Annotated in this window: 22 protein-coding genes; 4 read left to right on the forward strand and 18 right to left on the reverse strand. The window is 65.7% G+C overall.

Translation table 11 applies throughout. The features are described 5' to 3' along the window. Window positions 1–192: 192 nt before the first annotated feature. The 6 genes from soxB to soxX all read right to left on the reverse strand — a co-directional run bounded on the left by soxB (window position 193) and on the right by soxX (window position 4,389). Complete coding sequence (gene soxB, locus HL666_RS15185; RefSeq protein ID WP_172182218.1) at window positions 193–1,941, reverse strand: thiosulfohydrolase SoxB; 1,749 nt, start codon at window positions 1,939–1,941, stop codon at window positions 193–195. A gap of 109 nt (window positions 1,942–2,050) precedes the next feature. Beyond that, on the reverse strand, window positions 2,051–2,380 hold the full coding sequence (locus HL666_RS15190; protein WP_246739104.1) for a hypothetical protein: 330 nt from the start codon (window positions 2,378–2,380) through the stop codon (window positions 2,051–2,053). Next, window positions 2,377–3,222 carry a sulfur oxidation c-type cytochrome SoxA gene (soxA, locus tag HL666_RS15195; RefSeq protein ID WP_172182219.1) on the reverse strand — a complete coding sequence of 282 codons (846 nt, stop codon included), beginning with the start codon at window positions 3,220–3,222 and terminating at the stop codon, window positions 2,377–2,379. The genes HL666_RS15190 and soxA overlap by 4 nt, the downstream gene beginning before the upstream one ends. Next, a complete protein-coding gene (gene soxZ / locus HL666_RS15200) occupies window positions 3,219–3,530 on the reverse strand; it encodes a thiosulfate oxidation carrier complex protein SoxZ (protein WP_172134275.1) in 312 nt (103 codons plus the stop codon). Before soxZ ends, soxA begins: the two co-directional genes overlap by 4 nt. A 15-nt stretch (window positions 3,531–3,545) precedes the next feature. Next, window positions 3,546–4,040, reverse strand: coding sequence for a thiosulfate oxidation carrier protein SoxY (soxY, locus tag HL666_RS15205; RefSeq protein WP_172182221.1), 495 nt, complete (start codon window positions 4,038–4,040; stop codon window positions 3,546–3,548). 19 nt (window positions 4,041–4,059) lie between these two features. Continuing rightward, complete coding sequence (gene soxX / locus HL666_RS15210) at window positions 4,060–4,389, reverse strand: sulfur oxidation c-type cytochrome SoxX (protein WP_172110350.1); 330 nt, start codon at window positions 4,387–4,389, stop codon at window positions 4,060–4,062. Window positions 4,390–4,542: 153 nt separating this feature from the next. Between soxX and HL666_RS15215 the strand changes: the two genes are divergently transcribed. Then, entirely contained in the window at window positions 4,543–5,220 is a 678-nt protein-coding gene (locus HL666_RS15215) for a DUF938 domain-containing protein (protein ID WP_172182316.1), read from the forward strand. 124 nt (window positions 5,221–5,344) lie between these two features. Here the strand turns inward: HL666_RS15215 and HL666_RS15220 are convergent, their stop codons facing one another. Next, a complete protein-coding gene (locus HL666_RS15220; RefSeq protein WP_172182222.1) occupies window positions 5,345–7,411 on the reverse strand; it encodes a prolyl oligopeptidase family serine peptidase in 2,067 nt (688 codons plus the stop codon). A gap of 196 nt (window positions 7,412–7,607) precedes the next feature. Here HL666_RS15220 and HL666_RS15225 point away from each other — a divergent pair, with 196 nt between their 5' ends. After that, the gene (locus tag HL666_RS15225; RefSeq protein ID WP_172110348.1) at window positions 7,608–8,837 is read left to right on the forward strand and encodes an MFS transporter; all 1,230 of its coding nucleotides are present in this window, start codon (window positions 7,608–7,610) and stop codon (window positions 8,835–8,837) included. Between the two features lie 235 nt (window positions 8,838–9,072). On the opposite strand, the gene HL666_RS15230 is transcribed toward HL666_RS15225, so the two are convergent. Next, the gene (locus HL666_RS15230) at window positions 9,073–9,618 is read right to left on the reverse strand and encodes a carboxymuconolactone decarboxylase family protein (RefSeq protein ID WP_172110347.1); all 546 of its coding nucleotides are present in this window, start codon (window positions 9,616–9,618) and stop codon (window positions 9,073–9,075) included. 154 nt (window positions 9,619–9,772) lie between these two features. Between HL666_RS15230 and HL666_RS15235 the strand changes: the two genes are divergently transcribed. Beyond that, window positions 9,773–10,957, forward strand: a complete 1,185-nt coding sequence (locus HL666_RS15235; RefSeq protein WP_172182224.1) for an acyl-CoA dehydrogenase family protein — start codon at window positions 9,773–9,775, stop codon at window positions 10,955–10,957. A 147-nt stretch (window positions 10,958–11,104) separates the two neighbouring features. Further along, the gene (locus HL666_RS15240; protein WP_172182226.1) at window positions 11,105–12,244 is read left to right on the forward strand and encodes an acyl-CoA dehydrogenase family protein; all 1,140 of its coding nucleotides are present in this window, start codon (window positions 11,105–11,107) and stop codon (window positions 12,242–12,244) included. 369 nt (window positions 12,245–12,613) lie between these two features. On the opposite strand, the gene HL666_RS15245 is transcribed toward HL666_RS15240, so the two are convergent. The 10 genes from HL666_RS15245 to HL666_RS15290 form a co-directional block, all read right to left on the reverse strand. Beyond that, window positions 12,614–13,126: a fasciclin domain-containing protein gene (locus HL666_RS15245; protein ID WP_210261909.1), complete on the reverse strand. Its 513-nt coding sequence runs from the start codon at window positions 13,124–13,126 to the stop codon at window positions 12,614–12,616. Between the two features lie 998 nt (window positions 13,127–14,124). After that, window positions 14,125–15,162, reverse strand: a complete 1,038-nt coding sequence (locus tag HL666_RS15250) for an amino acid ABC transporter substrate-binding protein (RefSeq protein WP_172110344.1) — start codon at window positions 15,160–15,162, stop codon at window positions 14,125–14,127. A gap of 66 nt (window positions 15,163–15,228) precedes the next feature. Further along, the gene (locus tag HL666_RS15255; RefSeq protein WP_172110343.1) at window positions 15,229–15,822 is read right to left on the reverse strand and encodes a L,D-transpeptidase; all 594 of its coding nucleotides are present in this window, start codon (window positions 15,820–15,822) and stop codon (window positions 15,229–15,231) included. A 109-nt stretch (window positions 15,823–15,931) separates the two neighbouring features. Further along, on the reverse strand, window positions 15,932–16,057 hold the full coding sequence (locus HL666_RS15260) for a DUF2474 family protein (RefSeq protein ID WP_172110342.1): 126 nt from the start codon (window positions 16,055–16,057) through the stop codon (window positions 15,932–15,934). Then, window positions 16,057–17,067, reverse strand: a complete 1,011-nt coding sequence (gene cydB, locus HL666_RS15265) for a cytochrome d ubiquinol oxidase subunit II (RefSeq protein ID WP_172182227.1) — start codon at window positions 17,065–17,067, stop codon at window positions 16,057–16,059. The genes HL666_RS15260 and cydB overlap by 1 nt, the downstream gene beginning before the upstream one ends. Further along, on the reverse strand, window positions 17,064–18,467 hold the full coding sequence (locus tag HL666_RS15270) for a cytochrome ubiquinol oxidase subunit I (RefSeq protein WP_172110340.1): 1,404 nt from the start codon (window positions 18,465–18,467) through the stop codon (window positions 17,064–17,066). The genes cydB and HL666_RS15270 overlap by 4 nt, the downstream gene beginning before the upstream one ends. A 349-nt stretch (window positions 18,468–18,816) precedes the next feature. Beyond that, a complete protein-coding gene (locus tag HL666_RS15275; protein WP_015663786.1) occupies window positions 18,817–19,428 on the reverse strand; it encodes a sigma-70 family RNA polymerase sigma factor in 612 nt (203 codons plus the stop codon). 240 nt (window positions 19,429–19,668) lie between these two features. After that, window positions 19,669–20,415, reverse strand: coding sequence for a response regulator (locus tag HL666_RS15280; protein ID WP_172110339.1), 747 nt, complete (start codon window positions 20,413–20,415; stop codon window positions 19,669–19,671). Continuing rightward, entirely contained in the window at window positions 20,412–22,157 is a 1,746-nt protein-coding gene (locus tag HL666_RS15285; RefSeq protein ID WP_172182229.1) for an ATP-binding response regulator, read from the reverse strand. The genes HL666_RS15280 and HL666_RS15285 overlap by 4 nt, the downstream gene beginning before the upstream one ends. Beyond that, window positions 22,127–24,118, reverse strand: a complete 1,992-nt coding sequence (locus HL666_RS15290; protein ID WP_172182318.1) for a sensor histidine kinase — start codon at window positions 24,116–24,118, stop codon at window positions 22,127–22,129. Before HL666_RS15290 ends, HL666_RS15285 begins: the two co-directional genes overlap by 31 nt. Window positions 24,119–24,224: the final 106 nt, after the last annotated feature.

A 24,224-nucleotide genomic window follows, 5' to 3' on the forward strand; every position in this document is an offset into this window, starting at 1 on the left:
TGGCCGACGGGGTAGGGCGCGGTGATGCTTTGGTCAGGCATTCGGCCGTTGTGCATGGCGAGGCATGGTGGTGCCTCACCCATCAGTGTCGTCCCCGCGGACGCGGGGACGACAGCGGAGTATGACGTGCCGAGCCGGGACTGTAACGGAGTATGACGTGCCGTCTGTGTCACGCCGGCCGGGTGCCCCCGCTCACGACTGCGACGCAAACCCCGGATTGCCGTCGACGCCTGATAGCGTGACCTTGTTGGTCCCCGTCAGCACCAGCTGGCCATCGCGCAGATGGCTGGCGACCACGTCCCACACCGGCCTGCCGTCCTGGGCGTTCATCGACGCCCAACCCGCGACCTTGTAGCTCTTGCTGGCGTGCAGCGGATGGCCATTGTCGAGCGCAAGATCAGAGATGCGGCGGCCGATCGGCTCGGACGGCGAGCAGCGGTAGGAGAACCCGCCGGTCCTCACCATGTCGCCGCCCTGCTGCAGATACGGATCGGCATTGAAGAGATTGTCGCAGACGTCCTCGAGCACGTCCTTGATCTGAGCGCCGGTCATCCGCTGCACGTAGGTTTCGGGATAGCTGATCGCGGTCTGCGCCAGCACGTCCTCCAGCATGATGGACTGGCCCGCGAGCACGGTCGGGCCCCAGCGGAACCCCGGCGACAGCGCGATCTCGGCATCGAGCTCGCGGCGCAGCGCCGCACAGATCAAATCGTCGGTCGCGCCTTCGAAATTGCCGCGCCGATACAGCAGCCGGTCCGACGTCGCGAGCTTCTCGCTCCAGGCCGCGACCTGCGGCTGCTGCGTCTGGTCGATCAGCGCCTGCATCGCAGGGTCCGGCTTGAGCAGCTCCGAATAGATCGGCAGCAGGCGATAGCGCGCGTCGGCGACATGGCCCTTGGCGATGTCGAGATCGAGCACGGCCAGGAATTTCCCGTTCGAGCCGGCATTGGTCACCAAGGTCGCGCCCTTGGCGTTCTTGACGGCCACGGGTTGCGGCACGGCGTCATGGGTGTGGCCGCCGAGGATGACGTCGATCCCGGTGACGCGGCTCGCGAGCTTGAGGTCGACATCCATGCCGTTGTGCGACAGCAGGATCACGGCATCGACCTTGTCGGCGCCGCGCAGGGCGTCGACGAGCTTCTGCAGCTCCTCCTCGCGGATGCCGAAGCTCCAGTCCGGCGTGAAGCGCCGCGGATGGGCGATCGGCACGTAGGGAAACGCCTGCCCGATCACGGCGATGCGAGCGCCGCCGATCTCCTTGATGGTGGCCGGCTTGAACACGCGGCCGGAGCCGCGGTCGAACGCCTTGGCATCGTTGAACGCGGCCTCCTCGGTCAGGAACACGTTCTGCGCCAGGAACTCGCCCTTGAAGCGCGCCAGATTGGCACGCAGCGCCTCCTCGCCATAGGTGAATTCCCAATGCCCGGTCATGGCGTCGATGCCGAGCAGGTTGGCGGCGCTCACCATGTCGGCGCCGTGCATGGCGTTGGCGAGCCCGGTGCCCTGCCAGAGATCGCCGCCGTCGAGCAGCAGCGAGCGATGATCGCCGGCGTCGGTGCGCAGCTTGTCGATCAGGGTCTTCAGATGCGCGAAGCCGCCCATCCTGCCGAAGCGCACGGCATATTTCTCGAACTCGAACGAGGTGAAGGCATAGGCCTCGGCGCTGTCGGGACGGATGCCGTAGCGGTCGAGAAAGGCGCGCTCGACCAGATGCGGCGGCTTTCCCCACATCTCGCCGATGCCGAGATTGACGCTGGGCTCGCGGAAGAACACCGGCCGCAGCTGCGCATGCGTGTCCGTGATGTGCAGGATGCGCGCATTGCCGAATTTCTCGACGTCGTACAGGCTCACCGTGTCGGCAGCGGACGCGCTGCGCAGCAGCGCCGGCGCGGCGAGCGCGGCGGCACCTGATGCTTTGAGAAAATCCCGGCGCCGAATCATCGTTCGCGTCCTAGATCATGATGAGATTCCACGGAATCGCATCATGATCTTATCCCCTTCTTCGACCATGACCCGTCGGAAAACCGGTCTCCACTTTGCGGATCGCGCGCTAGCGGATCTCCATCTCCTTCCAGCGCTGCTTCTCGCTGGTGGCCTGGACGATCGAGGCCTTGGCGAGCGCCTCGGCCTCCTGCGCCGATTTCAGCGCCTGGTCGAGATTGCCCGACTCCGCCGCCTTCTTCGCAGCATTGATTGCGGCCTGGGTCACGGTCCATTGGTTGCGCAGACGTCCGGCTTCCTTGTTGGCGCTCTCGGCCGCCGCGACCGCCGCGAGATAGTCGGCTTCCGACGCGGCCCGCGCGGAGCCGGCGCAGACCGCCGACACCATCATGGCGAACACGATCTTTTTCATGACGCTTGGTGTCGAGATATATCTCATGGCCGCGCTCCCGGACCTGAAACCGGCAGGCCGTTCGACACGTAGGAGAGATAATATTCGAGGTTGCGATACTCGTCCGACTGCGGCTCCAGCGGCACGGCGCGGGTCTGGCTGTTGCATGTGACGATGCGCCGGCTGATCGTGCCCATGCCGCTCCATTCCGAGCGGTAGATTGGCATTGCGTTCAGGATGCCCAGCGCCGGCGCCAGGATCTCGGCGCGGATGCGCTCGCCCGGGCTCTGCACGTGGCAGCTGGCGCAGGAGAAGTTCAGCTGGCCGCGGCGGGTGTAGAAATATTCCTTGCCCCTCTCGAACGCTTCGAGCGCGCGCGGATCGTCGGGGATCTTGATGTCGAAGCGTTTGCCGCGCGACGTGTAGGCCATGTAGGCGGTCAGCGAGGCCATCTCGTCCTTGACGTAGGAGTAAGGCTGCTCGCCATTGGCTTCGCGGCAGCGGTTCAGCGCCAGCTCGAGGGTGATGACCTTGCCTTCCTTGTCGTCGAAATACGGATAGTTCTGGCGGATGCCGATGCCGCCGTTCGCGAAACAGTCGGCATAGGTCTTGCCGTTCTTGAACGGCTTGGCGAACATCTCCTTGCCGGAGTCGAGCGCGAACTCGTAGGGCGGAAACTGCTCCTTCTCCTCCCACTGCTTGCGCATGTCGGCGTTCATCGAATACGGACCGTTGACGAAATCGTCGAACGCCACCTTCGGGAACTTCTTGACGAAGTAGTCCTGGAGCGCCTTGGCGTCGGCCGCCGGGTCGGGCTTGTCCGCCGCCATGGCCGATGCGCTCAGACCGAGCGTCGTCGCGAGAGCGAGCAGCAGGCGCAGCGCGCTCATTGGATCGTCGCCGTCAGGCTGTCGGTCGCGCCCTTGTTGTCGACCCAACTCACCTTGAGCTCGTCGCCCTTGGCCGCGCCCTTGAAGGCGAACTTGACGTAGGGATCCTTGGAGACCGCGGTGCCCCAATCGGCCAGGAACACGGTTCTCTCCTTGTGCGTGAAGGTGAGCTGCTGGATGTAGTGCGCCGGGATCACCTCGCCCTTGGCGTCCTTGACCAGGCCCGTGTCCATCGGATGCTGGATCAGGGTCTGGACCTCGGCGACCTCGCCGTTCAGGACCGCGCGGACGCGAATGCTTGCTGCCATGATCGCTCTCCTCCCCTAGCCGCCGCAACCGCCGACGGTGACCTTCACTTCCTTCGTCGCGCTGTAGAGCTTGCCGCCGGATTCGACGAGCGCGATCACGCTGGAGGTCTTGGCCATCTTCAGCCGGTTCGCCACCGCGGGCACCGTGCCCTCGGGGATGTGGTAGGACGCCGCCAGTGCGAACGGGTTCTCGCTGACGATGAACGAGATCGAGGTGACGTTCGGCAGCGACGTCGTCACCGCGATCGGCACCACGCCGCCATTCTCGGCGATCTCCGGGGCATCGAGCTTGATCTTGTCGGAGGCCTCGTGGTCGCGGCCATACAGCGCCTTGATCGCCTCGCCCGCGTTCTTCTGCTTGAACGCGTCCTCCGGATATTTGTTGTCGTTGGTCGCGGCAAACACCGGCGTGGCGTGCAGCACGGCATTGCCGAGGCCGATCAGCGCGACGAGGCCGGCGCCCTTCAGGAACAGGCGGCGGTGGGCCAACGGGCCGAACGAGGCAGTCATGGGTGTCTCCAAACGAAAATCACAGCGTTTGCAGGAAATCGACGATGGCGCTGATTTCCTGCTCGGTCAGGATGCGGTTGCGGCCGAACGGCGGCATCACCGTCAGCGGATTGCGCTTGGTCTCGTCGTTGAGGATCGCGATCAGCTCGGTACGGTCGTATTTGCTCTTGAGATTTTCCAGCTTCGGCCCGATCGAGCCCGGCAGGTCGCCGCCCTTGATCTCGTGGCAGGTCAGGCAGTTGCCCTTGCCGCGGTCGAAGGCGAGCTTCTGGCCCTCGGCGGCGCCGGACTGGGCGTGGGCGGCTGCGGACGCGGCGAGCAGGAGCCCCAGCGCCAGGGCGGTACGCATGACGGATGTGATCAAGATGAAGTTCCGACGTCTCGGTGATCCCGGCAATATAGGCGCTGCAAAGCATAAAGGCCATCGGCTGACAATGCGGCTATGGTGGCCGTCGCAACGCGGTTAACGGTGGCTGCTCAGCTTGCGGCCGGGAGTATGGCAATGGCGGAATACGTCGTGGAGTTCGGCCGGGACGGCCGGCCGGTGGAACCGGATGGACGGCTGGATGCCGCCGCCTTCCACCGCAACCACCAGCCGATCGGGGCGGTGCTGGCGCGGCTGCTGGAGGGGCTGACGGGCGATGTGCTGGAGGCCGGCAGCGGCACCGGCCAGCATGTCGTGCATTTCGCCTCCCAGCATCCCGATCTGACGTGGTGGCCGAGCGACCTCAACGATGCTCACCTCGCCAGCATCGCCGCATGGTGCAGGCATATGGGCCTGCCCAACATCCGCGAAGCCCAGCGCATCGACCTGTCGGAGGCCGGCTGGGCCGCCGCGTTCCGTGCCGCCGGTGGGCCTTCGCAGCTGACGGGGATCTTCTGCGCCAACGTCGTTCACATCGCGCCCTGGTCGGTGGCGGAAGGATTGTTCGCGGGGGCCGGGAAGGTGCTCTCCCCGGATGGCTTGCTGATGCTCTACGGCCCGTTCAAACGCGACGGCAGGCACACCGCGGTCAGCAACGCCGTGTTCGACACCTCGCTGCGCGAGGGCAATCCGGAGTGGGGCGTGCGCGATATCACCGACCTCGAAGCGCTGGCGGCGCGAAACGGCCTTGCCTTGCGCGAGACAGTGGAGATGCCGGCCAACAACATGATCCTGGTGTTCGCGCGGAATTCATAACTCTTGCGACGGCATTTCCCCGACCTCCGTCATTGCGAGCGCAGCGAAGCAATCCAGGCGCCGAGGAGGCGACTCTGGATTGCTTCGTCGCTTGGCTCCTCGCAATGACGGCGGAGAGGTCCGCTCACTCCATCTCCAGCCCCACATGCCGCGCCAGAAACCGCGTGCCGAGCGTGATGAAGCTGGCGCGCTCGCGGTTGTCGGTGCCGTAGCCATGGCCGCCGGCGGCGGGCTCGTAGAAATAGCTGTCGTAGCCCATCGCCTGCAGCTTGGCCGTCATCTTGCGCGCGTGGCCGGGATGCACGCGATCGTCGCGCCGCGTCGTGGCGATCAGGATCGGCGGATAGGGCTGGCCCGGTCTGGCGGTGTGATAGGCCGAGTAGGTCTGCAGCCAGCCCCAATCCTCGTCCTTGTCCGGATCGCCATATTCGGCGATCCAGCTGGCGCCGGCGAGCAGCTTGGTGTAGCGGCGCATGTCGATCAGCGGGATGGTGCAGAACAGCGCGCCGAACCGCTCGGGATAGCGCACCAGCATGTTGGTGATCAGGATGCCGCCATTGGAGCCGCCTTGGGCGGCGATGCGCTTCGGCACCGTGACGCCGCGGCGGACGAGATCGGCGGCGACGGCGGCGAAATCATCATGCGCGAGCCGCTTGCCGGCGTGGCGTCCGGCATCGTGCCAGGCGGTGCCGAACTCGCCGCCGCCGCGGATGTTGGCCTCGACCAGCGTGCCGCCGCGCTCCAGCCACAGCTTGCCGAGCGCCGCATTGTAGGCGGGCCGGACGGTGTGGCCGAACCCGCCATAGGCGCTCATGTACACCGGCGCATCGCCGGTCGGCTCGGCCGGACCGGTCTGGGTGTAGGGAATGCGCGCGCCGTCCACCGAGATCGCCTCATGGCGCGTGACGACGTATCCTTCGGCGGTGAAGGTGCGCGGCGCCTGTTTCAGCACGGCCGGCGCGCCGAAGGCCTCGATCAGCTGCAGCGTCGGCGGTGTCAGAGGGTCCTGGACATTGGCGAGCAGGTCGCCATCGCCTTCCGTCTCCTCGATGTCGAGCCGCCAGACGTCGACGGTTGCGATCGCGGGCAATCCAGGGAGCAGCCGAGAGCGCCAGCCCTCCGCTGATGGCGTCAACACCTCGAACTGCGGCTTGAGCTCGTCGAGGATCGAGAGCACCAGCCGGCTGCCGGCCCAATACAGCCCCTGCAGCGCCCGCCGCGGGCCGGGCTCGAACAGCCGAACGAACGCGCGCGAGCCGGCAAGAAATTCCGACAGCGGGATGCCCAGCACCAGATCGGCAGCATGAGTGGTCTTGCCGACGCTCCATGGCTGCCGCAGCTTCACCGCCATCCAGTCGGCATCCGCCGTCATCCAGCAGTCGGTCGGCAGGTCGAGCCTGATGCGGGCGCCGCTCGCGTCGCCGAGCCACAGATGGTGGTTGAAGAAGTCGAGCCCCTCGGAGAACCACACCCGCGCCGGCGTGACGCTGCGATCGATGCCGGCCCGCACCCAGACCGACTGGCTGTTCCCCGCGGCGAAGATCACCTTCGCCGCCTCGACCGGCTCGCCGCGCCGCCACAGCCGGACCGTGCGCGCATAGCCCGACGATGTCGCCATGCCCTCGCCGAATGCGCTCGACAGCAGCAGCGTGTCCTGGTCGAGCCAGTCGACGCTGCCCTTGGCCTCGGCCAGCGTGAAACCGTCGGCGACGAAGCGCTTCGTTGCCAGATCGAACTCGCGCAGCACCACGGCGTCGCTGCCGCCGCGCGACAGCGCCAGGATCGCGCGCTCATGCGCCGGCGGCAGGCTCGAGACCCAGTTCAGCGCCCAGTCCTCACCTTCGTCGGCGGCGAGCCGGTCGATGTCGAGCAGGAGCTCCCATTGCGGCTCCGCCTTGCGAAACTCGGCCAGGGTGGTTCGTCGCCACAGCCCGCGCGGATGCACCGCGTCCTTCCATTGATTGTAGAGCAACCCGCCGCGCCGGCTGACCATCGGGATGTTGTCGGGGCGATCGAAGATCGCGGCCAGCAAGTCGCGATCTCGTTCGAAGCCGGCATCGCCGTAGGCGGCGAGCGTGCGCCGGTTCTGCGCCGCGACGAAGGCCAGCGCACGCTCGCTTTCGATGTCCTCGAGCCACAGATACGGATCATCGTCTGGCGCCGCGAGAGTCGGACGGTCGTCGATTGACATGGCTCAAGCTCCGCTGCGTCGTCGACGCGAGAATACCGCCGGCCTGATTAGCCGGGTGGACCGGAGCTGTCGAATCAACCGCGATGCATGGCTTGTTCCCGATCGCGCCCGTTGCCTCGGGCCCGCCCATCCCGCAATAGTGCGGCCGCACCGAGAGAGCAGCAGGGGCGCATTGCGCGCATCCGGACACATTGAGATGATCGACCTGACCGTGACCGAAGATACCTCCGATGATGCCCGCGCGCGCCGCAATGTCGCCCGCCTCGCCGCTGCGCAGGCGCTGACGGGCGCCAACTCGGCCGTGATCTTCGCCACCGGCGCGATCGTCGGCGTCACCATTGCGCCGAGCATCGGGCTCGCGACCGTGCCGATCTCGATGTACGTCGTCGGCCTCGCCGCCGGCACCCTGCCGACCGGCGCGATCTCGCGCCGCTACGGCCGCCGTGCCGCGTTTCTGATCGGCACCGGCTGCGGCGCGGTCACGGGCGTGCTCGGCTGCCTTGCCATTCTCCGTGGCTCGTTCGCGCTGTTCTGCCTGGCGACCTTTCTCGGCGGCCTCTACGGCGCCGTCGCCCAGTCCTACCGCTTCGCAGCGGCTGACGGCGCCAGTGCCGCGTTCCGGCCCAAGGCGGTGTCATGGGTGATGGCCGGCGGCATCTTCGCCGGCCTGCTCGGTCCGCAACTCGTGCAATGGACCATGGACGTCTGGCAGCCTTATCTGTTCGCGTTCAGTTATCTCATTCAGGCCGCCGTCGCGCTGATCGCGATGGGCATCGTCGCCGGCGTCGATCTTCCAAAGCCTGAAGCCGCCGATCTGCATGGCGGCCGGCCGCTGCTCGCGATCGTGCGCCAGCCGCGCTTCATCGCGGCCGCGCTGTGCGGCACCATCGCCTATCCCGTGATGAATCTGGTGATGACTTCGGCGCCGCTGGCGATGCAGATGTGCGGCCTCACCGTGTCGGATTCCAATTTCGGTCTGCAATGGCACATCGTCGCGATGTACGGCCCGAGCTTCTTCACGGGGTCGCTGATCGCCCGCTTCGGTGCGCCCGTCATCGTCGCGCTGGGCCTGGGCCTCGAAGCGGTCGCGGCCGTCATCGGCCTGTCGGGCCTGACCGCGATGCATTTCTGGGCCACGCTGGTGATGCTCGGTGTCGGCTGGAATTTCGGCTTCGTCGGCGCCTCCGCACTGGTGCTGGAGACGCATACGTCGGCCGAGCGCAACAAGGTGCAGGCCTTCAACGATTTCCTGATCTTCGGCCTGATGGCGCTGGGCTCGTTCTCATCGGGGCAACTGCTCGCGAATTTCGGCTGGTCGGCCGTGAACCTCGTGGTGTTTCCGCCGGTGCTGCTCGGACTGTGCGTGCTGGCCCTGGTGTGGTCGTCGAAGCGGCGGCTTGCCACCGCCGATGCAGAGAACCTTTAGCGGATTCGTCTGCAAGAGTACCAGCGACGCGGGCGGTGCACCCTCTCCCCTTGTGGGAGAGGGTGGTTTCGATGCAAAGCATCGAAACCGGGTGAGGGGTTGCCACGAGCTCCGAGCTGAATTTGCGGCGCGAACCCCTCACCCCAGCGAGTTCGTAGCTATCAGTCGCGTAGCCCTCTCCCACAAGGGGAGAGGGCGCAGTCATGAGCACCGTAGCAGCACCGGCTGCGCGCGCTCACTTCAGCTCCGACACCTCGCCCTCCGGCAGATCGAACTCGAACGCGTTCAGCGTCATCGAGACCATCGTGTAGTAGCCGCACAGGCCGATGATCTCGACCAGGCCACGCTCGCCGAGCAGGGCGATGGCCTCCGCATACAGTGAATTCGTCAGCCCATGGCCCTCATGCAGCGACTTGGCGACGTCGTAGATCATCTGCGCCTTGGGGTCGGCAAAGTCCGGCGTGCGGCGGTCGCGGATGTCCTCGATGATCTTGATGTCCAGCCCGCCGGCCAGCGCGAGACGCTTGTGGGCGTACCATTCGTAATGCGCGGTCCAGTGCCGCGCCGTCACCAGGATCGCGATCTCCGACAGCGCGGCCGGAAACACCGTGTCGTAGCGCAGGAAGGCGCCGAGCCGGGTGGCGTGCCGCGCCATCTCCGGGCTGTTCAGCCAGGCCATCATCGGCGGTGGCGGCGAGCCGCGCTTGCTGGCGATCGACTCGTCATAGGTCTGGCGCTGGTCGGCGCTCATTTCGCCAGGCGAAAGAAGTTTCAGGCGCATGGTCGTTTCCTCGTATTTTCACGCGACGGCATCATGACCATAGATCGCCGGACAAGGCGAGGGCGCCCGCGGCGACATCGATGTTGAATTCCCTGACGCGCTGAGGTTAGGTCGTTCCAACGACAGCAAACATGGAAACGCGCGAGGATCAGACATGGCCGATCTCGACACATTCCGCCGCGAAACGAGGGCTTGGCTGGAGGCGAATTGTCCGCCGGAGATGCGCCGGCCGATGACCTCCGACGAGGACACGTTCTGGGGCGGCCGCAACGCCAAGTTCTCCTCCGAGCCGCAGCGCGTCTGGTTCGAGCGCATGCGCGACAAGGGCTGGACCGTGCCGCATTGGCCGAGGGAATATGGCGGCGGTGGCCTCGACGGCGAGGAGGCCAAGATCGTGCGCCAGGAGATGGCCGCGATCGGGGCGCGCGCGCCGATCACCTCGTTCGGCATCTCGATGCTCGGACCGGCGCTGTTGAAATACGGCACCGACGCACAGAAGCGCGAGCACCTGCCGAAGATCACCGCCGGCCTCATCCGCTGGTGCCAGGGCTATTCCGAGCCGAACGCCGGCTCCGATCTCGCCTCGCTGCAGACCCGCGCCGAGAGCGACGGCGACGACTACATCATCAACGGTCAGAAGATCTGGACGTCCTACGCCAACTACGCCGACTGGATCTTCTGCCTTGTGCGCACCGATCCCGCCGCGAAGAAGCATGACGGCATCAGCTTCATCCTGTTCGACATGACGTCCGAAGGCGTGTCGACCAAGCCGATCCTGCTGATCTCCGGCCGCTCGCCGTTCTGCGAGACCTTCTTCGACAACGTCCGCGTGCCCAAGGCGAATGTGCTCGGCACCGTGAATCGCGGTTGGGATGTCGCAAAATATCTCTTGCAGCACGAGCGCGCGATGATCTCGGGCATGGGCGAGCGCGGCGGCAGTCGGCCGCTCGGCCAGGTCGCCGCCGACTCCGTCGGCAGCGATGCGCAAGGCAAGCTCGACGACGCGCTGCTGCGCGCCGAGATCGCGACCTTCGACGTCGACGAGGCTGCGCTTGCGGCCGCTGCGGAGCGGATGGTCGATCTCGCCAAGGCGGGCCAGGGCCATCCGGCGTTCTCGTCGGCGATGAAGTATTACGGCACCGAGCTCAACAAGCGCCGCCACGAGCTGCTGATGTCATCAGGCGGCATCGACGCGCTGGAATGGGAAAGCGAGCGCTCGCACGAAGGCGCCCGCCCGCGCGCCTGGCTGCGCACGAAAGCGAATTCCATCGAGGGCGGCACCTCCGAGGTCATGCTCGGCATCGTCGCCAAGCGCATCCTCGATCTGCCGGGGGCGTAGTTCACCCCACACTCCGTCATGCCCGGGCTTGACCCGGGCATCCACGTCCATCCGCACGAGGAGAGACGTGGATGGCCGGGACAAGCCCGGCCATGACGAGCCGAAAGAGCTTCGCTTCCAAGCAACACTGAATCCTGGACATCCGCCATGCCTCTCCTCCTCACCGAAGAACAATCCATGCTGCGCGACAGCGCGCGCGGCCTGATCTCCGATCACGCGCCGGTCGCGCATCTGCGCAAGCTGCGCGATTCGCGCGACGAGACCGGCTTCTCCAGGGAGCTCTGGGCTACTTTTGCCGAGATGGGTTTTGCCGGTCTGCTAGTTCCCGAGGAGCACGGCGGCTCCGGTCTCGGCGCGGTGGAGGTTGGGGTCGTGATGGAGGAGATCGGCCGCACCTTGATGCCGTCGCCATTCCTGGCGACCTCGGTGCTATCAGCGTCCGCGCTCACCCGTGCGGGTTCGGCGGCGCAGAAATCCGACTACCTGCCGAAGATCGCAAGCGGCGAGCTGCTCGCCGCGCTCGCGCTCGATGAAGGCGCCAAGCATCGGCCGCTGCATACGGCGCTGCAGGCCGTGCGCTCGGGCAACGGCTTCAGGCTCAACGGCGCCAAGGCGATGGTGGTCGACGGCCACGTCGCTGATCTCCTGCTCGTCGTGGCGCGCAGCGCCGGCGCGCCGGGCGAGCGCGACGGCCTGACGCTGTTCCTGGTCGACCCCAAGGCGAAGGGCGTCGCGATCGAGCGCACCATCATGGTCGATGCGCACAACGCCGCGCGCGTCACTTTCGACAATGTCGAGGTCAACGCGGATCACGTGCTGGGCGAGGTCGACGGCGGCGCGGCCGTGCTTAGCTGCGTGCTCGATCTCGGCCGTGGCGCGGTCGCCTCCGAGATGGTGGGCCTGAGCGAGGAGGTGTTCGGCCGCACCGTCGCCTACCTCAAGGAACGCAAGCAGTTCGGCAAGGCGATCGGCGAATTCCAGGCGCTGCAGCATCGCGCCGCGCATCTCTACATCGAGATCGAGATCACCCGCGCCGCCGTGCTGAAGGCCTTGCAGGCGCTCGATGCTGATCCTTCGGGGGCGGCGGCCGCCGTTGCCGTGGCCAAAGCCCGCGCGGGTGCCACCGCGACGCGTGCGGTGCAGGAGGGTGTGCAGATGCATGGCGGCATGGGCATGACCGACCAGTTCGACATCGGCTTCTTCATGAAGCGCGCACGGGTGTGCGAGGAACTGCTCGGGGATGCGAACTATCACGCGGCGCAGCTGGCGCAGATGAGGGGATATTGATTTGAATTGCCGAATTGAGCCGGACGGTCGCCTGCAAGATGCAGTCGCCTAACCCTACGGCTGAGGGCCGATCTAGGCCTACAAAAATGGTGTCGTCCCGGCCTTGAGCCGGGACCCATAGCCACCGTCCGGAGTTTGGCGAAGGCCGGAGCTGTCACCGCGGGTCACCACGTCCTCCTGTGGTTATGGATCCCGGCGTTCGCCGGGACGACGGCGGCGGGTGTGGCTCGAGCCGGGCCACGACTTGCCGCCAACACGGCAATGAGCCCTCGGAGGTCCAACTTGATAGCTGAAGACAAAGAGCGCGCCGTCATCGACGGCGCGCTCTCGTCTGATCAATGCTCTCGTCTGATCAATGCTCTCGCTTGATCAATGATGCATCGCGGTCTTCGCCGGCGGCAGCAGCACCTTGTCGATGACGTGGATGACGCCGTTCGAGGCGACGATGTCGGCCTGCACGACATGCGCGTCGTTGACCTGCACGCCGAAGAAGGTGCCGTCGACGGCCACCGGCTGGCCCTGCGCGGTCTTTACACTGAGCTTCTTGCCGGCGACGTCGCCAGCCTTCACCGCACCCGGAATGACGTGATACTTGAGGATCGCGGCGAGCTTGCCCTTGTTCTTCGGCTTGAGCAGGTCCTCGACGGTGCCCGGCGGGAGTGCTGCGAACGCCGCATCGGTCGGCGCGAACACGGTGAAGGGGCCCTTGCTCTTCAGCACCGGCACGACGCCCGCGGCCTTGGCGGCGGCGACCAGCGTCTTGAACTGGCCAGCACCGACGGCGGTGTCGACGATGTCGGCGGCGCGAGCGGCCGTGGCGGAGATGGAGAGCGCGCCGAGCATCAACGCGCCGGCCACGAACGAACGGAATCCCAGCGTCATTCGAGTGTTTCCCTGTCAACTGAACTGATGAGTTGGCTGATGCGCAAAAGGGATTTGCAGCCCCGTTCGCCCTGTCCTCCAGGTCGCACCACCCTGACCGGATTGGTCGAGTTCGTTACGACCGATGCGATTGGATGGATTTGAGGGCGCGTTCACGAACTCGTGAGTATGTTGCGGCCCTCGGTAGCGGAGTGCGCAACACGCATGATTTCGTAGGACTACTTGCGCCATATCAGCAGGCGCTTTGCCCGTCGTGCCATTTTGTCGCAATCCGACGGGCGTTGTGTCGTCGGGCAAATCAGCTGCACAGTCTGCCGGTCTTGGCCCACAAGAGGGACGCTTCGCGGTCGTCACGAGTGTCGGGCTGATGATGCGATGGACGCATCGGGTCGCAGTGCGCGTGAGCGCGCCGACGAACGATTCCGATGCGGACGTGAAAGTGTGTGGTCCTGGCGCCCCGAGGCTGGCGTCAAGCTCGCGACGATGCTGGCGCATCGCGCAGGCGACGGTGGCTAACAAGCCGGACACCGGGGAGAGCGCGCCATAAGCGTTAACACCATCGCGCAGGGAAGGCCGGGTTGTCCCGGCTGAGCCTGTGGTTCCTGCCGCCTGCATTTTTTTCGCAGGCGGGCCGCAGGTGCCAGTCGGCACCTGGCCTTCCCTGCGCCCTCGATTTTCGAGAGGGCGGAGAACTTGGCAAAGCTCGGGCGCGAGGCGCGTCGCGAGGATGCCAATGGCTGCCCTACTTCAAATGCCGCAGGTTCAGCAGGCGCGGTGCCCATGAATGTGCCCTCTCCCCCTGTGGGAGAGGGCTACACGCAAGGCAACTACAAGCTCACTCGGATGAGGGGTTCGTGCCACATACTGAGTTCCGAGTTCGTGGCAACCCCTCACCCGGTTTCGATGCTGCGCATCGAAACCACCCTCTCCCACAAGGGGAGAGGGTGCACCGTTCGAGAATTGCCGAGGCGGAGAGCTAGGCGATCGAAACTCTAACCCTACCTGATCGGCGGTGCGTACTGAATCCCACCCGCGTTCCACAGCTGGTTCATGCCGCGCGGGATCTTCAGCTTGGACTCGCTGCCGACGTTGCGCTCATAGACCTCGCCGTAATTGCCGACATGGCGGATGATGCGCGCCGCCCAGTCCTTCGACAGCCCGAGATCCTGGCCGTAGGTGCCCTCGTTGCCGACCAGCCGCATCACGTCCGGCTTCTTCGACTTCAGCGCTTCGTCGATGTTCTTGGAGGTGACGCCGAGCTCCTCGGCATTGATCATCGCATACAGCGTCCACTTCACGATCATCATCCAGTCGTCGTCGCGCTGGCGCACCACGGGCGCGAGCGGCTCCTTCGAGATCAGGTCGGGCAGGATATCGTGATCGGCAGGCTTCGACAGGATCAGCCGCAGCGCGTAGAGCTGCGAGACGTCGGCAGTGAAGGTGTCGCACTTGCCGCTGTCATAGGCCTTGATGACGTCGTCGAGCTTCGGAAACTTCACCTCTTCATACTTCATGTTGTTGGCGCGGAAATAGTCGCCGAGATTGAGCGCGTTGGTCGTCGAATCCTGTACGCAGACCTTGCTGCCGTTGAGGTCCAGCGCGGTCTCGAGCTTGCGCGAGCGCGGCACCATGAAGCCCTGGCCGTCGTAATAGGCCACCGCCGGGAAATACAAATCATAGTTCTGCTCGCGTGCCATCGACCAGGTGGTGTTGCGCGAGAGGATGTCGACCTTGCGGCTCTGCAGCTCCTTGAAGCGCTCATTGGCGTCGAGCGGCATGAACTTCGCCTTCTTCGGATCGTCGAAGATCGCCGCCGCCACCGCGCGGCAGAAGTCGACGTCGAAGCCAGTCCAATTGCCCTTGTCGTCGGGAATCGAGAAGCCGGGCAGGCCGGCGTTGACGCCGCACAGCACCTCGCCACGGCGGACTGTGCGCTTCAGGGTGCGGGTGTCGTACATCTCATAGGTGACGGCGAGCGCCGCGACGAGGACGGCGACGGCGAGCCCGATCAGCAGGCCGCCTCGGAAAGTGCGCATGGTCAATCTCTTTCGGAAAATGTCAGGACAAAGCGATGGCTGAATATCCGGCGGCAGAGGCCGCCGTCACAGTTCCGGCTTCTGCCGCACCACGACCTTGGTGCCGACGGGCACGCGGTCGTAGAGATCGGCGACGTCGGCATTCACCAGGCGGAAGCAGCCGGAGGAAATCTTGCTGCCGATGGTCCAGGGCTGGTTGGTGCCGTGGATCCGGTACACGGTGGTGCCCAGATACATCGCGCGCGCGCCGAGCGGATTGCCGGGACCGCCGGCCATGAAGCGCGGCAGATAAGGCTGGCGCTGGATCATCTCCGGCGGCGGTGTCCAGTCCGGCCATTCGGCCTTCTTGGTGATCGACAGCAGGCCCTGCCACTGGAAGCCGTCGCGGCCGACGCCGATGCCGTAGCGGATGGCGCGGCCGCCCGGCTGCACCAGGTAGAGGTGACGCTCGGCGGTGGAGACGATGATGGTGCCCGGCGGCTCGTTGGTGCGGAAATAGACGACCTGCTTGCGCCATTCCGGATCGAGTTCGTAGCCGTCGTCGGCGACGAGACCGGGCTGATCGCCGGGGTCCTCGGATTGGGCAAAGCTATGCGATGTGGACAGCGCCAGCGCGATGATGGCGCTGCCGGCACACAGCAGGCGACGGAAACTCGGCATTCAAAGCTCTCCTCGACGGACCCCTGCGAAGCTTGCCCTATCAAAACCACCCGCCAAATTTCAGGGGCATATTCGCAGCAAAGTCAAGCTGAGCGCGGGTCGCCCGCGGTCATCCGAGCTTCATCCAGAACCGCAGCAGGAAGGCGACGGTCGCGACCGCCGCGACGCCGGCCAACCATAGCGCGACGAACCAGGCGAGGCGTTTGGCGAGCGGCGTCGGCGGTTCAGAGGGCATCAATGATAGCCGGCGTCGTGGCCGACCTTGCCGCGAAACACCCAATACGCCCAGCCGGTGTAGCCGAGAATCAGCGGCACCAGCACCAGCACGCCGGGCAGCATGATCAACTGGCTGCGCTCGGGCGCCGCCGCCCGCCAGATCGTGACGCTCTGCGGCACGATATAGGGATACATGCTGATGCCGAGGCCGGCATAGGACAGGAAGAACAGCGCCAACGCGAGGAAGAACGGCCAGCCATCGTGCTTCTGCGCGAGGTTCTTCATCAGCAGCACGGTGACGCCGATGACCGCGAGCGGCACCGGCGCAGTGAGGACGATCGCGGGCCAGCTGAACCAGCGCTGCGCGTATTGGATGGTCAGCAGCGGCGTCGCCAGGCTGACCGCGGCGATGGCAAGCAGCATCAGGACCAGCAGAACCCAGCTGATGCGGTAGGCCTTGTCGCGCAGGTCGCCCTCCGTCTTCAGGATCAGCCAGGTCGCGCCGAGCAGCGCGTAGCCGACCACCAGCGAGATGCCGGTGAGGATGGAAAACGGCGTCAGCCAGTCCCACCAGCCGCCGGCATAGTGCCGGCCTTCGACGTGCACGCCCTGCAGGATGGCGCCGAGCGCGATGCCCTGCGCCAGTGCTGCGACCCAGGAGCCGCCGGCAAAGGCGATGTCCCAGAGATTGCGTGTGGCACGGGTGCGCCAGCGGAATTCGAAGGCGACGCCGCGAAAGATCAGCCCGACCAGCATCGCGATCAGCGGCGCATACAGTGCCGGCAGCAGGATGGAATAGGCGAGCGGAAACGCTGCCATCAGCCCGCCGCCGCCGAGCACCAGCCAGGTCTCGTTGCCGTCCCATACCGGCGCGACGGTGTTGGTGATGACGTCGCGGTCCTGCTTGCCCGGAAACAGCGGGAAGAGAATGCCGAGGCCGAGGTCGAAACCGTCCATCACGACGTAGATGAAGACGGCAAGCGCGATGATGAACGCCCAGAGCGTGGCGAGATCGACGGCGACGTTCATGATCCGGCTCCCTGCACGACGCCGGCGGCCGGTGTGATGCCGGCTGATCGAACCGGCTCCGTGCTGCTCGGGCCGGGTTCACCGGGATGCGGCGGCTCGGCCATCAGCCGCAGGATGTAAAGCACGCCGGCAGCAAAGATGATGAAATAGACGATGATGAAGGCGAGGAGCGAGGCGCCGACGGCGGGCGCCGCCAGCGGCGACACCGAATCGGCGGTGCGCAGCAGCCCGTACACGGTGAAGGGCTGGCGGCCGGTCTCGGTGGTCACCCAGCCGGCGATCACGGCGACGAAGCCGGCCGGGCCCATCGCGATCGCGAAGCGGTGCAGGCCGCGGTTGATGTACAGCCGGCCACGCCAGCGCTCCCAGAGGCTGAACAGGCCGAGCCCGAGCATCAGGAGGCCGAGACCCACCATGATGCGGAACGACCAGAAGGTGATCGGGACCGGCGGCCAGTCCTGCCGCGGCACGGTGTCGAGCCCGGCCATCGGCGCGTCGATCTGGTGCTTGAGGATCAGCGAGCCGAATTTGGGGATGCCGAGCGCCCATTTCAGCTCGCCCTTCTCCTGGTCGGGCCAGCCGAACAGATACAGCGGCGCACCGTCCTTGTGGCTCTCGAAATGGCCCTCCATGGCCATGATCTTCACCGGCTGATGCTCGAGGGTGTTGAGGCCATGCTGATCGCCGACGAGGATCTGCAGCGGCGCCACCAGCGCGGCCATCCACATCGCCATCGAGAACATCACGCGCGGGCCCGGCAGATGCGGGTTGCGCAGCAGATGCCACGCGCCGACCGCGCCGACCACGAGCGAGGTGGTGAGATAGGCCGCCAGCACCATGTGCACGAGGCGATAGGGGAAGGATGGGTTGAAGATCACCTTGAGCCAGTCGACCGAGACGAACTGGCCTTCGGCATTCACGGCGTAGCCGGCGGGCGTCTGCATCCAGGAGTTGGCGGAGAGGATCCAGAACGCGGAAATCAGGGTGCCGATCGCGACCATCAGTGTGGCGAGGAAATGCAGCTTCGGTCCGACGCGCTTCAGCCCGAACAGCATCACGCCGAGAAAGCCGGCCTCGAGGAAGAACGCGGTCAGCACCTCATAGGCCATCAAGGGGCCGATCACCGGTCCAACCTTGTCGGAGTAGACCGACCAGTTGGTCCCGAACTGGTAGGACATCACGATGCCGGACACGACGCCCATCGCAAACGCGATGGCGAAGATCTTGAGCCAGTAATTGAAGACGTTGAGATAGACGTCGCGCCCGGTCCACAGCCACAGCGCTTCGAGCACGGCGAGGTAGGAAGCGAGCCCGATCGAGAAGGCGGGGAAGATGATGTGGAAGGTGACCGTGAAGGCGAATTGCGCGCGCGCGAGCTCCACCGCATCCAAACCGAACATTCGCACCGTCCGTCATTGCGGGGCTTGGGCCCCTCTCGCGCGGACAATTGCACCGGGATGAGGCGATATCAAATGGTCAAATCGCCCTATGGGCTGCCTTGCGGGTCCACAGACGACGAAGGCCCGGCGGGGGCATCCGCCGGGCCTTCGGAGCAACGTTGGAGGTCGAATTTGCTCGCTCAAGACCGAGATCAGCTGGGGGACTGACGCTCCGTCGATGGATAACGTTCTAGCGGCCAAAATTTTCCAGGTGATTTCGCCGAATGTTTCAATTGTTTCGTTCGGCGATTTTCTCTGTGTCGTCACGGGAACCCGCCGGCACGCCGGCCCCGATGAGAGTGAAGCGGGATCAGGCCGCCAGGCTGTGAACGCCGGCACCGCGCAGCAGTTCCGCGAGATGCTTGCGGGCGTAGAACATGCGGGTCTTCACCGTGCTCTGCGGGATGCCGATGATCTGGCCGACCTCCTCCACGGACTTCTCATGGTAGTAGATCAGGGTGATGATCTCGCGATGGGCCGGCGACAGCTTGGCGACGCAGGCGCGCAGGATGGCGCTGGTGGTCGAGCGCTCGAGCGAGGTCTCCGGCGTGTCGCTATCGTCGGCGATCTCGCGTACCTCGTCCTGGTCGATGTCCTCGAAGCGGCGCTGGCGCAGCGCGGTCAGCGCCTTGAAGCGGGCGATCGAGAGCAGCCAGGTCGAGACCTGCGAGCGGCCCTCAAACTGCTTGGCGGTGCGCCAGACGTCCAGGAACACCTGGCTGACCAGGTCCTCGGCGATGGTGGTGTCGCGGACGATGCGCAGGATGAAGCGATAGACCCGCACATTGTGACGCGCATACAGCGTGTGCATCGCGGTTCGATCGCCATCGGAAATGCTCTCCAGGAGCATGTCGTCCGTGGTCGCCTGGGCCGCGATGATGCCCTGGCTGGCTGCGGAATTGATGGCAACGACGTTCTGCATGACACTCTCCCGTTCCACCGCCCCCTTGCGGCGTTTCGACGGGATGGATTGTTAATGAGCGCCCGTTTCGGGACGTCTGCACGAAAACAGGAAAATGGTTTCGTGCGACTGCAGAATTGTTTCGTCGCGCCGCACATCGCGAAACAGTCATGGCGGAATTGTGCCGTATTCCAGAATGCGGAACCGAATCAGGCCCGAAAGCCGCTGCTGCGCTCGTGCGAACCACGCCGAGAGGCTGATTCAGGCCTTCTCGCCGGACGGCGAAAACAGGTAGCCGCCGCCGCGAATGGTGCGGATCACGGCCGGTTTCGTCGGGTCAGGCTCGATCTTCCGGCGGATGCGCATGATGCGGAGGTCCACGGCACGGTCGAACGCTTCGGCATCCCTGGCATTGGCGAGCTCCAGCAGCCGCTCGCGCGACAGCACCCGCTTCGGGTTGGCGGCGAAGACTTTCAGCAGGCCGAATTCGGAGGCCGTCAGCGGGTGCTCGTTGCCTTCGTCGTCCCGCAGCGCCTGGGCATCGAGGTCGAGCCATTTCGTGCCGAACCGGACCAGCTGGGGGTCCGGAGCCTTGGCGGGAGCTGGCTCCGGGGCGGCCGCAACGGCAGCCTTGGCCGGCGCGCTGCGGCGCAGCACGGAGCGGATCCGGGCCATCAATTCGCGCAGCTCGCAGGGCTTGGCGACATAATCGTCGGCACCGAGCTCCAGCCCGACCACCCGGTCGATGGGACTGGCGGTGGCGGTGAGCATGATGACGGGGATGTTGGTGCGGCCCTTGAGGTCACGGATGATCGACAATCCGTCCTCCTCGGGCATGTTGAGGTCCAGCACCACGAGATCGGCGGGGCCGGTCTCGATGGCGCTGCGCAGGCTCTTGCCGCCATCACACAAGGTCACCGTGAAGCCGTGCATCTTGAGGTAATCGCCCACCATCTCGCGGGCAGGGGCCTCATCGTCGACGATGATGATGTGCTGGCTCTGACTCATGACAACTCGGCCGCAGGCAGTGTGATGGTGAAGGTTGACCCCGATCCCGGCCCATCGCTCTTGGCCGTCACCTCGCCACCATGCATGTCGACGATGCGTTTGACAATCGACAGGCCGAGCCCGGTCGAGCTCTCGCCGGCGGTCGGCTTGGCCGACAGCCGCTGGAACCGGCCGAACAGCCGGCCGAGGTCCTCCGGGGACAGCCCGGCGCCCTGGTCGGTGATGCCGATGATCGTGTTGTCACCGTCGCCATCGACCTTCACGCTGATGCGGCCGCCGATCGGACTGTATTTGATCGCGTTGCTCAGCAGATTGTCGATCGCTTCGCGAATGCGATCGATGTCGCACATGGTCGACAGCACCGGCGGCGCAGACACCGCGATGACCTGCTGTTTGTTGAGCGCCAACGGTTGATTGGCTTCGACGACTTCATGGACCAGCGCTGAGATGTCCACCGGCTCACGACGAATGGTGATGTCGAAGGCGTCGGCCATCGCATCCGAGATCAGATGGTCGACCATCGAGGTCAGCCGCTTGGCGGCGTCGCGGATGTGGCCGATCTGGCTGGTGATGCCCTCAGCCGAAGCGCCCGTCGCGATCAGCTCGGTGAGCATCTCGGTGCGGCCGAGGATCACTCCGAGCGGGTTCTTGAGGTCGTGGGCGACGGTGCCCAGAATCTCGTTCTTGAAGCCGTTGGCGCGCTGCAGCCGCAGCCATTGCGCCGACAGCCGCCGGTTGGCCTGCATCAGTGCGCGGGTGCGCTGGGCGACGCGGTCCTCGAGCTGGGTGTTGGCCTCGTGCAGCTGCTGATAGAGGATCACATTGTCGAAGGCGATCGACAGCCGGCTCGAGAAGATCTCCACCAGCGAGCGGTCGGTCTCGGACAGCGGCCGCTCGGCCTGCAACAGTACCACGACCTCGCGGCCGGAGCCGGTCCGCAGATAGAGCACGGTCTTGTGGTCGGCGAATTCGTTCGCGCGCTGCCGGAAGGCGGCCTCGACCATGTCGCGCAGATCCGGATCGAGCGATCGCGAGGTGGCGGCGCCGGAGAAGCGGCTGTAGCAGCCGGAGCCGGCCAGCACGGAGAAATCCTCGCTCGGGCTGCCGTCGTCGCGCAGCACCAGGATCCCGGCGCAATCGACGTTGAGCAGCGAGGCGATCTGGGTCAGCACGCCCTCGGCCAGCCGCTGCATCGATTTGAAATCGTACAGCGTCGAGGCGGCATCGATGATGATCTCGAGGCCGCGCCGGGTCTGCACCATGCGCTCGAGCTGCTGATAGCTGCGCAGCGCCGCGGTCAGCGAGGTGAACAGCTTGTCGGCGGTGAGCTCGGTCTTGGCCTTGTAGTCGTTGATGTCGTACTGGACGATCACCCGCCGCTCCGGCGCCTGGCCCGGCTGGCCGGTGCGCAGGATGATGCGGACGGTCTCGTTCTTGATCTCGTTGCGGATGTATTCGACGAGCTCGAGACCCGCGACGTCGGTCTCCATGATGACGTCGAGCAGCACCGCCGCGATGTCGGTGTGCTTCCGCATCAGCGTGCGGCCTTCGGCGGCCGAATAGGCGGAGAGGATTTCGAGCCCCTGGCCGTTCAGGCTGTAGTCCGACAGCGCAAAGCGCGTTCCATCGTGCACGGCATGGTCGTCGTCGATGACGGCGATCTTCCATTTCCGGGCCGGTTGGGCGTCCTCGTCGAAGCCGGTATCGTCGATCAGGTGGAGGACATCGTCCTGTTCGGCCATTGCGTCGTTCCGTCACCTATTGCTGTCTCGGCGCCGCCCTTGGCGACCCGGGGCATGATAATCCGAAAAGTCGTGCCTTGTCCCTCGCGGGATTCCAGCATCATGCGGCCGCCGAGCTGCTGCGTCACGAGATTGTAGACGATATGCAGCCCCAATCCCGTCCCGCCCTCGTTGCGGCGCGTCGTGAAGAACGGATCGAAGGCCTGGCGCTGCACGTCGGGGGTCATGCCGGCACCGTTATCGGCGAAAATGATCTCGATGTCATCCGCGCCGCGCGGCCGCGCCATGATCGAGATCGTCCCCGCGCGGCCGTCGGCGAAGGCATGGTTGACGGCGTTGAGGAACAGGTTGGTGAGGATCTGGCCGTAGAACCCGGGATAGCCATCGATGAAGAGGCCCTCCGGCACGTCGACGGCGAGCGTGATCGGCGCGCGCTTGAGCACCGGCTTCAGGCTGGTGATGATCTGGTCGGTCGCCTCGCTCAGCACGAACGTCCGCCGCTCCGCATGCGAGCGGTCGACGGCGACCTGCTTGAACGACTGGATCAGCTCGCCGGCGCGCTGCAGATTGGCGACCAGCTGCTCGGACGCATCGCGCGAGGAACGCACGAACTCCTCCAGCTGCGACCGGCGCAGGCCGCCTTCGGGCGAGCGCAGGGCCGCCTCGAACATCTCGACGCGGCGCGCGAAGCTCGACGCCACCGTCAGGCTGATGCCGATCGGATTGTTGACCTCATGCGCGACGCCGGCGACGAGCCCGCCCAGCGCAGCCAGCCGCTCTGCATCGATCAAATTGCGCTGCGCGGCATTGAGCTCGAGCAGCGCGCTCTCGGCCTTCTCCTTGGAGGTCCGCAGCTCGTCCTCGGTCTCGCGCTTGGCGATCGCATTCTCGCGGAAGATCTCGACGGCGCGCGCCATCGCGCCGACTTCGTCGCGGGCGTCGGTGCCCTGGACCTTGCGATCGTAGTCGCCCAGCGTGATCGCGCGCATCGACGCCATGATCTGCTGCAGAGGAAGGCGGATGGAGAGCGCGATCAGGACGCCGGCGGACAGGATGATGCCGAGGAAGACCACCGCGATCGACAGCACGCGGCGGGAGATGTCGCGCAGCGTCTTGTCGAAGGTCGCCTGCGCCTTCTGCTCGTGCTGGCGCATCTTCACCGAGAGGCCGTCGATGGCGGCGATGGTCTCGGCCTGGCTCGCATCGATGGTGTTGCGCAGGAGCTCGGTGCGATTGCTCAGTTGGTCGGTCAGCTTGGAAAACCCGGCGCGCAGCGCCGCGGTCCGCGCCGACAGCCGCTGCAGAGCGAGGCGCTGCAGGTCATTGTCGGCAAGGCCCGACATGACGGGAATGGTCTTCTCGATCGTCTCGATGTTGCGGCGGGCATCATCGGCGGAAGCGGGGGCGAGCGACAGATAATAGGAGTTCGCGGCCACCAGCATCGCGGTGAACGCTTCGCGCGACTTGCCGAGCGAGGGCCAGATCTGTGCGTCGCGGTGGCCGGTCGCGCCTTCGATCACCGAATAAAGTCCGGCGATGTCGCGGGCGGGACCGAGCACCTCGTCCTCATAGGTCTTGGAGATCGTGGCCTGCAGGCCGCGCAGCTCGCCGAAGCCGTCCAGGAAGCGAACCGTGACGCGCTCCAGCTCCTCGACAGATCCCGACAGCATCGGGTCCGTCGAAGCACGGGTCGTCAGCGTGCCCAGCACGGCTTCGCGCAGCAGCAGGATTTCGGCGAACAGCTCCGGGCTCGGCTGATTGATGTAACGATGGATCAGGTTCTGCAGCCGGCTGGTCTCGCTTTCCAGCAGCGCCAGCACCTTGTCGGACTCCCGCACCTGGCGGACGTCGTCCCAGGCGGTTCCCAACACCTGCGCGCCGTTCCAGATCAGCGCCGCGAGTACGATCACGACCGCCGAGTTGAGGGCCGCGATGGACAGGATGCGCCAGCGGATCGGCACCGCCCGCAGCACGCGGACTATCCGCGCACGGCCGAGTACCGCCAGGCTGAGCGGTCGCTCGACGGATCCCCGCTGCTTGAAGCGTGCCACGATCGCTACCTCGGGC

Origin of the sequence: Bradyrhizobium aeschynomenes (assembly GCF_013178945.1) — a bacterium.
Lineage (GTDB): Bacteria > Pseudomonadota > Alphaproteobacteria > Rhizobiales > Xanthobacteraceae > Bradyrhizobium > Bradyrhizobium aeschynomenes.

Bases quoted from the DNA above. Each gene is read 5' to 3' on its own strand.
- soxB (WP_172182218.1), bottom strand. From the start codon at position 1,941: ATGATTCGGCGCCGGGATTTTCTCAAAGCATCAGGTGCCGCCGCGCTC.
- HL666_RS15190 (WP_246739104.1), bottom strand. From the start codon at position 2,380: ATGAGATATATCTCGACACCAAGCGTCATGAAAAAGATCGTGTTCGCC.
- soxA (WP_172182219.1), bottom strand. From the start codon at position 3,222: ATGAGCGCGCTGCGCCTGCTGCTCGCTCTCGCGACGACGCTCGGTCTG.
- soxZ (WP_172134275.1), bottom strand. From the start codon at position 3,530: ATGGCAGCAAGCATTCGCGTCCGCGCGGTCCTGAACGGCGAGGTCGCC.
- soxY (WP_172182221.1), bottom strand. From the start codon at position 4,040: ATGACTGCCTCGTTCGGCCCGTTGGCCCACCGCCGCCTGTTCCTGAAG.
- soxX (WP_172110350.1), bottom strand. From the start codon at position 4,389: ATGCGTACCGCCCTGGCGCTGGGGCTCCTGCTCGCCGCGTCCGCAGCC.
- HL666_RS15215 (WP_172182316.1), top strand. From the start codon at position 4,543: ATGGCGGAATACGTCGTGGAGTTCGGCCGGGACGGCCGGCCGGTGGAA.
- HL666_RS15220 (WP_172182222.1), bottom strand. From the start codon at position 7,411: ATGTCAATCGACGACCGTCCGACTCTCGCGGCGCCAGACGATGATCCG.
- HL666_RS15225 (WP_172110348.1), top strand. From the start codon at position 7,608: ATGATCGACCTGACCGTGACCGAAGATACCTCCGATGATGCCCGCGCG.
- HL666_RS15230 (WP_172110347.1), bottom strand. From the start codon at position 9,618: ATGCGCCTGAAACTTCTTTCGCCTGGCGAAATGAGCGCCGACCAGCGC.
- HL666_RS15235 (WP_172182224.1), top strand. From the start codon at position 9,773: ATGGCCGATCTCGACACATTCCGCCGCGAAACGAGGGCTTGGCTGGAG.
- HL666_RS15240 (WP_172182226.1), top strand. From the start codon at position 11,105: ATGCCTCTCCTCCTCACCGAAGAACAATCCATGCTGCGCGACAGCGCG.
- HL666_RS15245 (WP_210261909.1), bottom strand. From the start codon at position 13,126: ATGACGCTGGGATTCCGTTCGTTCGTGGCCGGCGCGTTGATGCTCGGC.
- HL666_RS15250 (WP_172110344.1), bottom strand. From the start codon at position 15,162: ATGCGCACTTTCCGAGGCGGCCTGCTGATCGGGCTCGCCGTCGCCGTC.
- HL666_RS15255 (WP_172110343.1), bottom strand. From the start codon at position 15,822: ATGCCGAGTTTCCGTCGCCTGCTGTGTGCCGGCAGCGCCATCATCGCG.
- HL666_RS15260 (WP_172110342.1), bottom strand. From the start codon at position 16,057: ATGCCCTCTGAACCGCCGACGCCGCTCGCCAAACGCCTCGCCTGGTTC.
- cydB (WP_172182227.1), bottom strand. From the start codon at position 17,067: ATGAACGTCGCCGTCGATCTCGCCACGCTCTGGGCGTTCATCATCGCG.
- HL666_RS15270 (WP_172110340.1), bottom strand. From the start codon at position 18,467: ATGTTCGGTTTGGATGCGGTGGAGCTCGCGCGCGCGCAATTCGCCTTC.
- HL666_RS15275 (WP_015663786.1), bottom strand. From the start codon at position 19,428: ATGCAGAACGTCGTTGCCATCAATTCCGCAGCCAGCCAGGGCATCATC.
- HL666_RS15280 (WP_172110339.1), bottom strand. From the start codon at position 20,415: ATGAGTCAGAGCCAGCACATCATCATCGTCGACGATGAGGCCCCTGCC.
- HL666_RS15285 (WP_172182229.1), bottom strand. From the start codon at position 22,157: ATGGCCGAACAGGACGATGTCCTCCACCTGATCGACGATACCGGCTTC.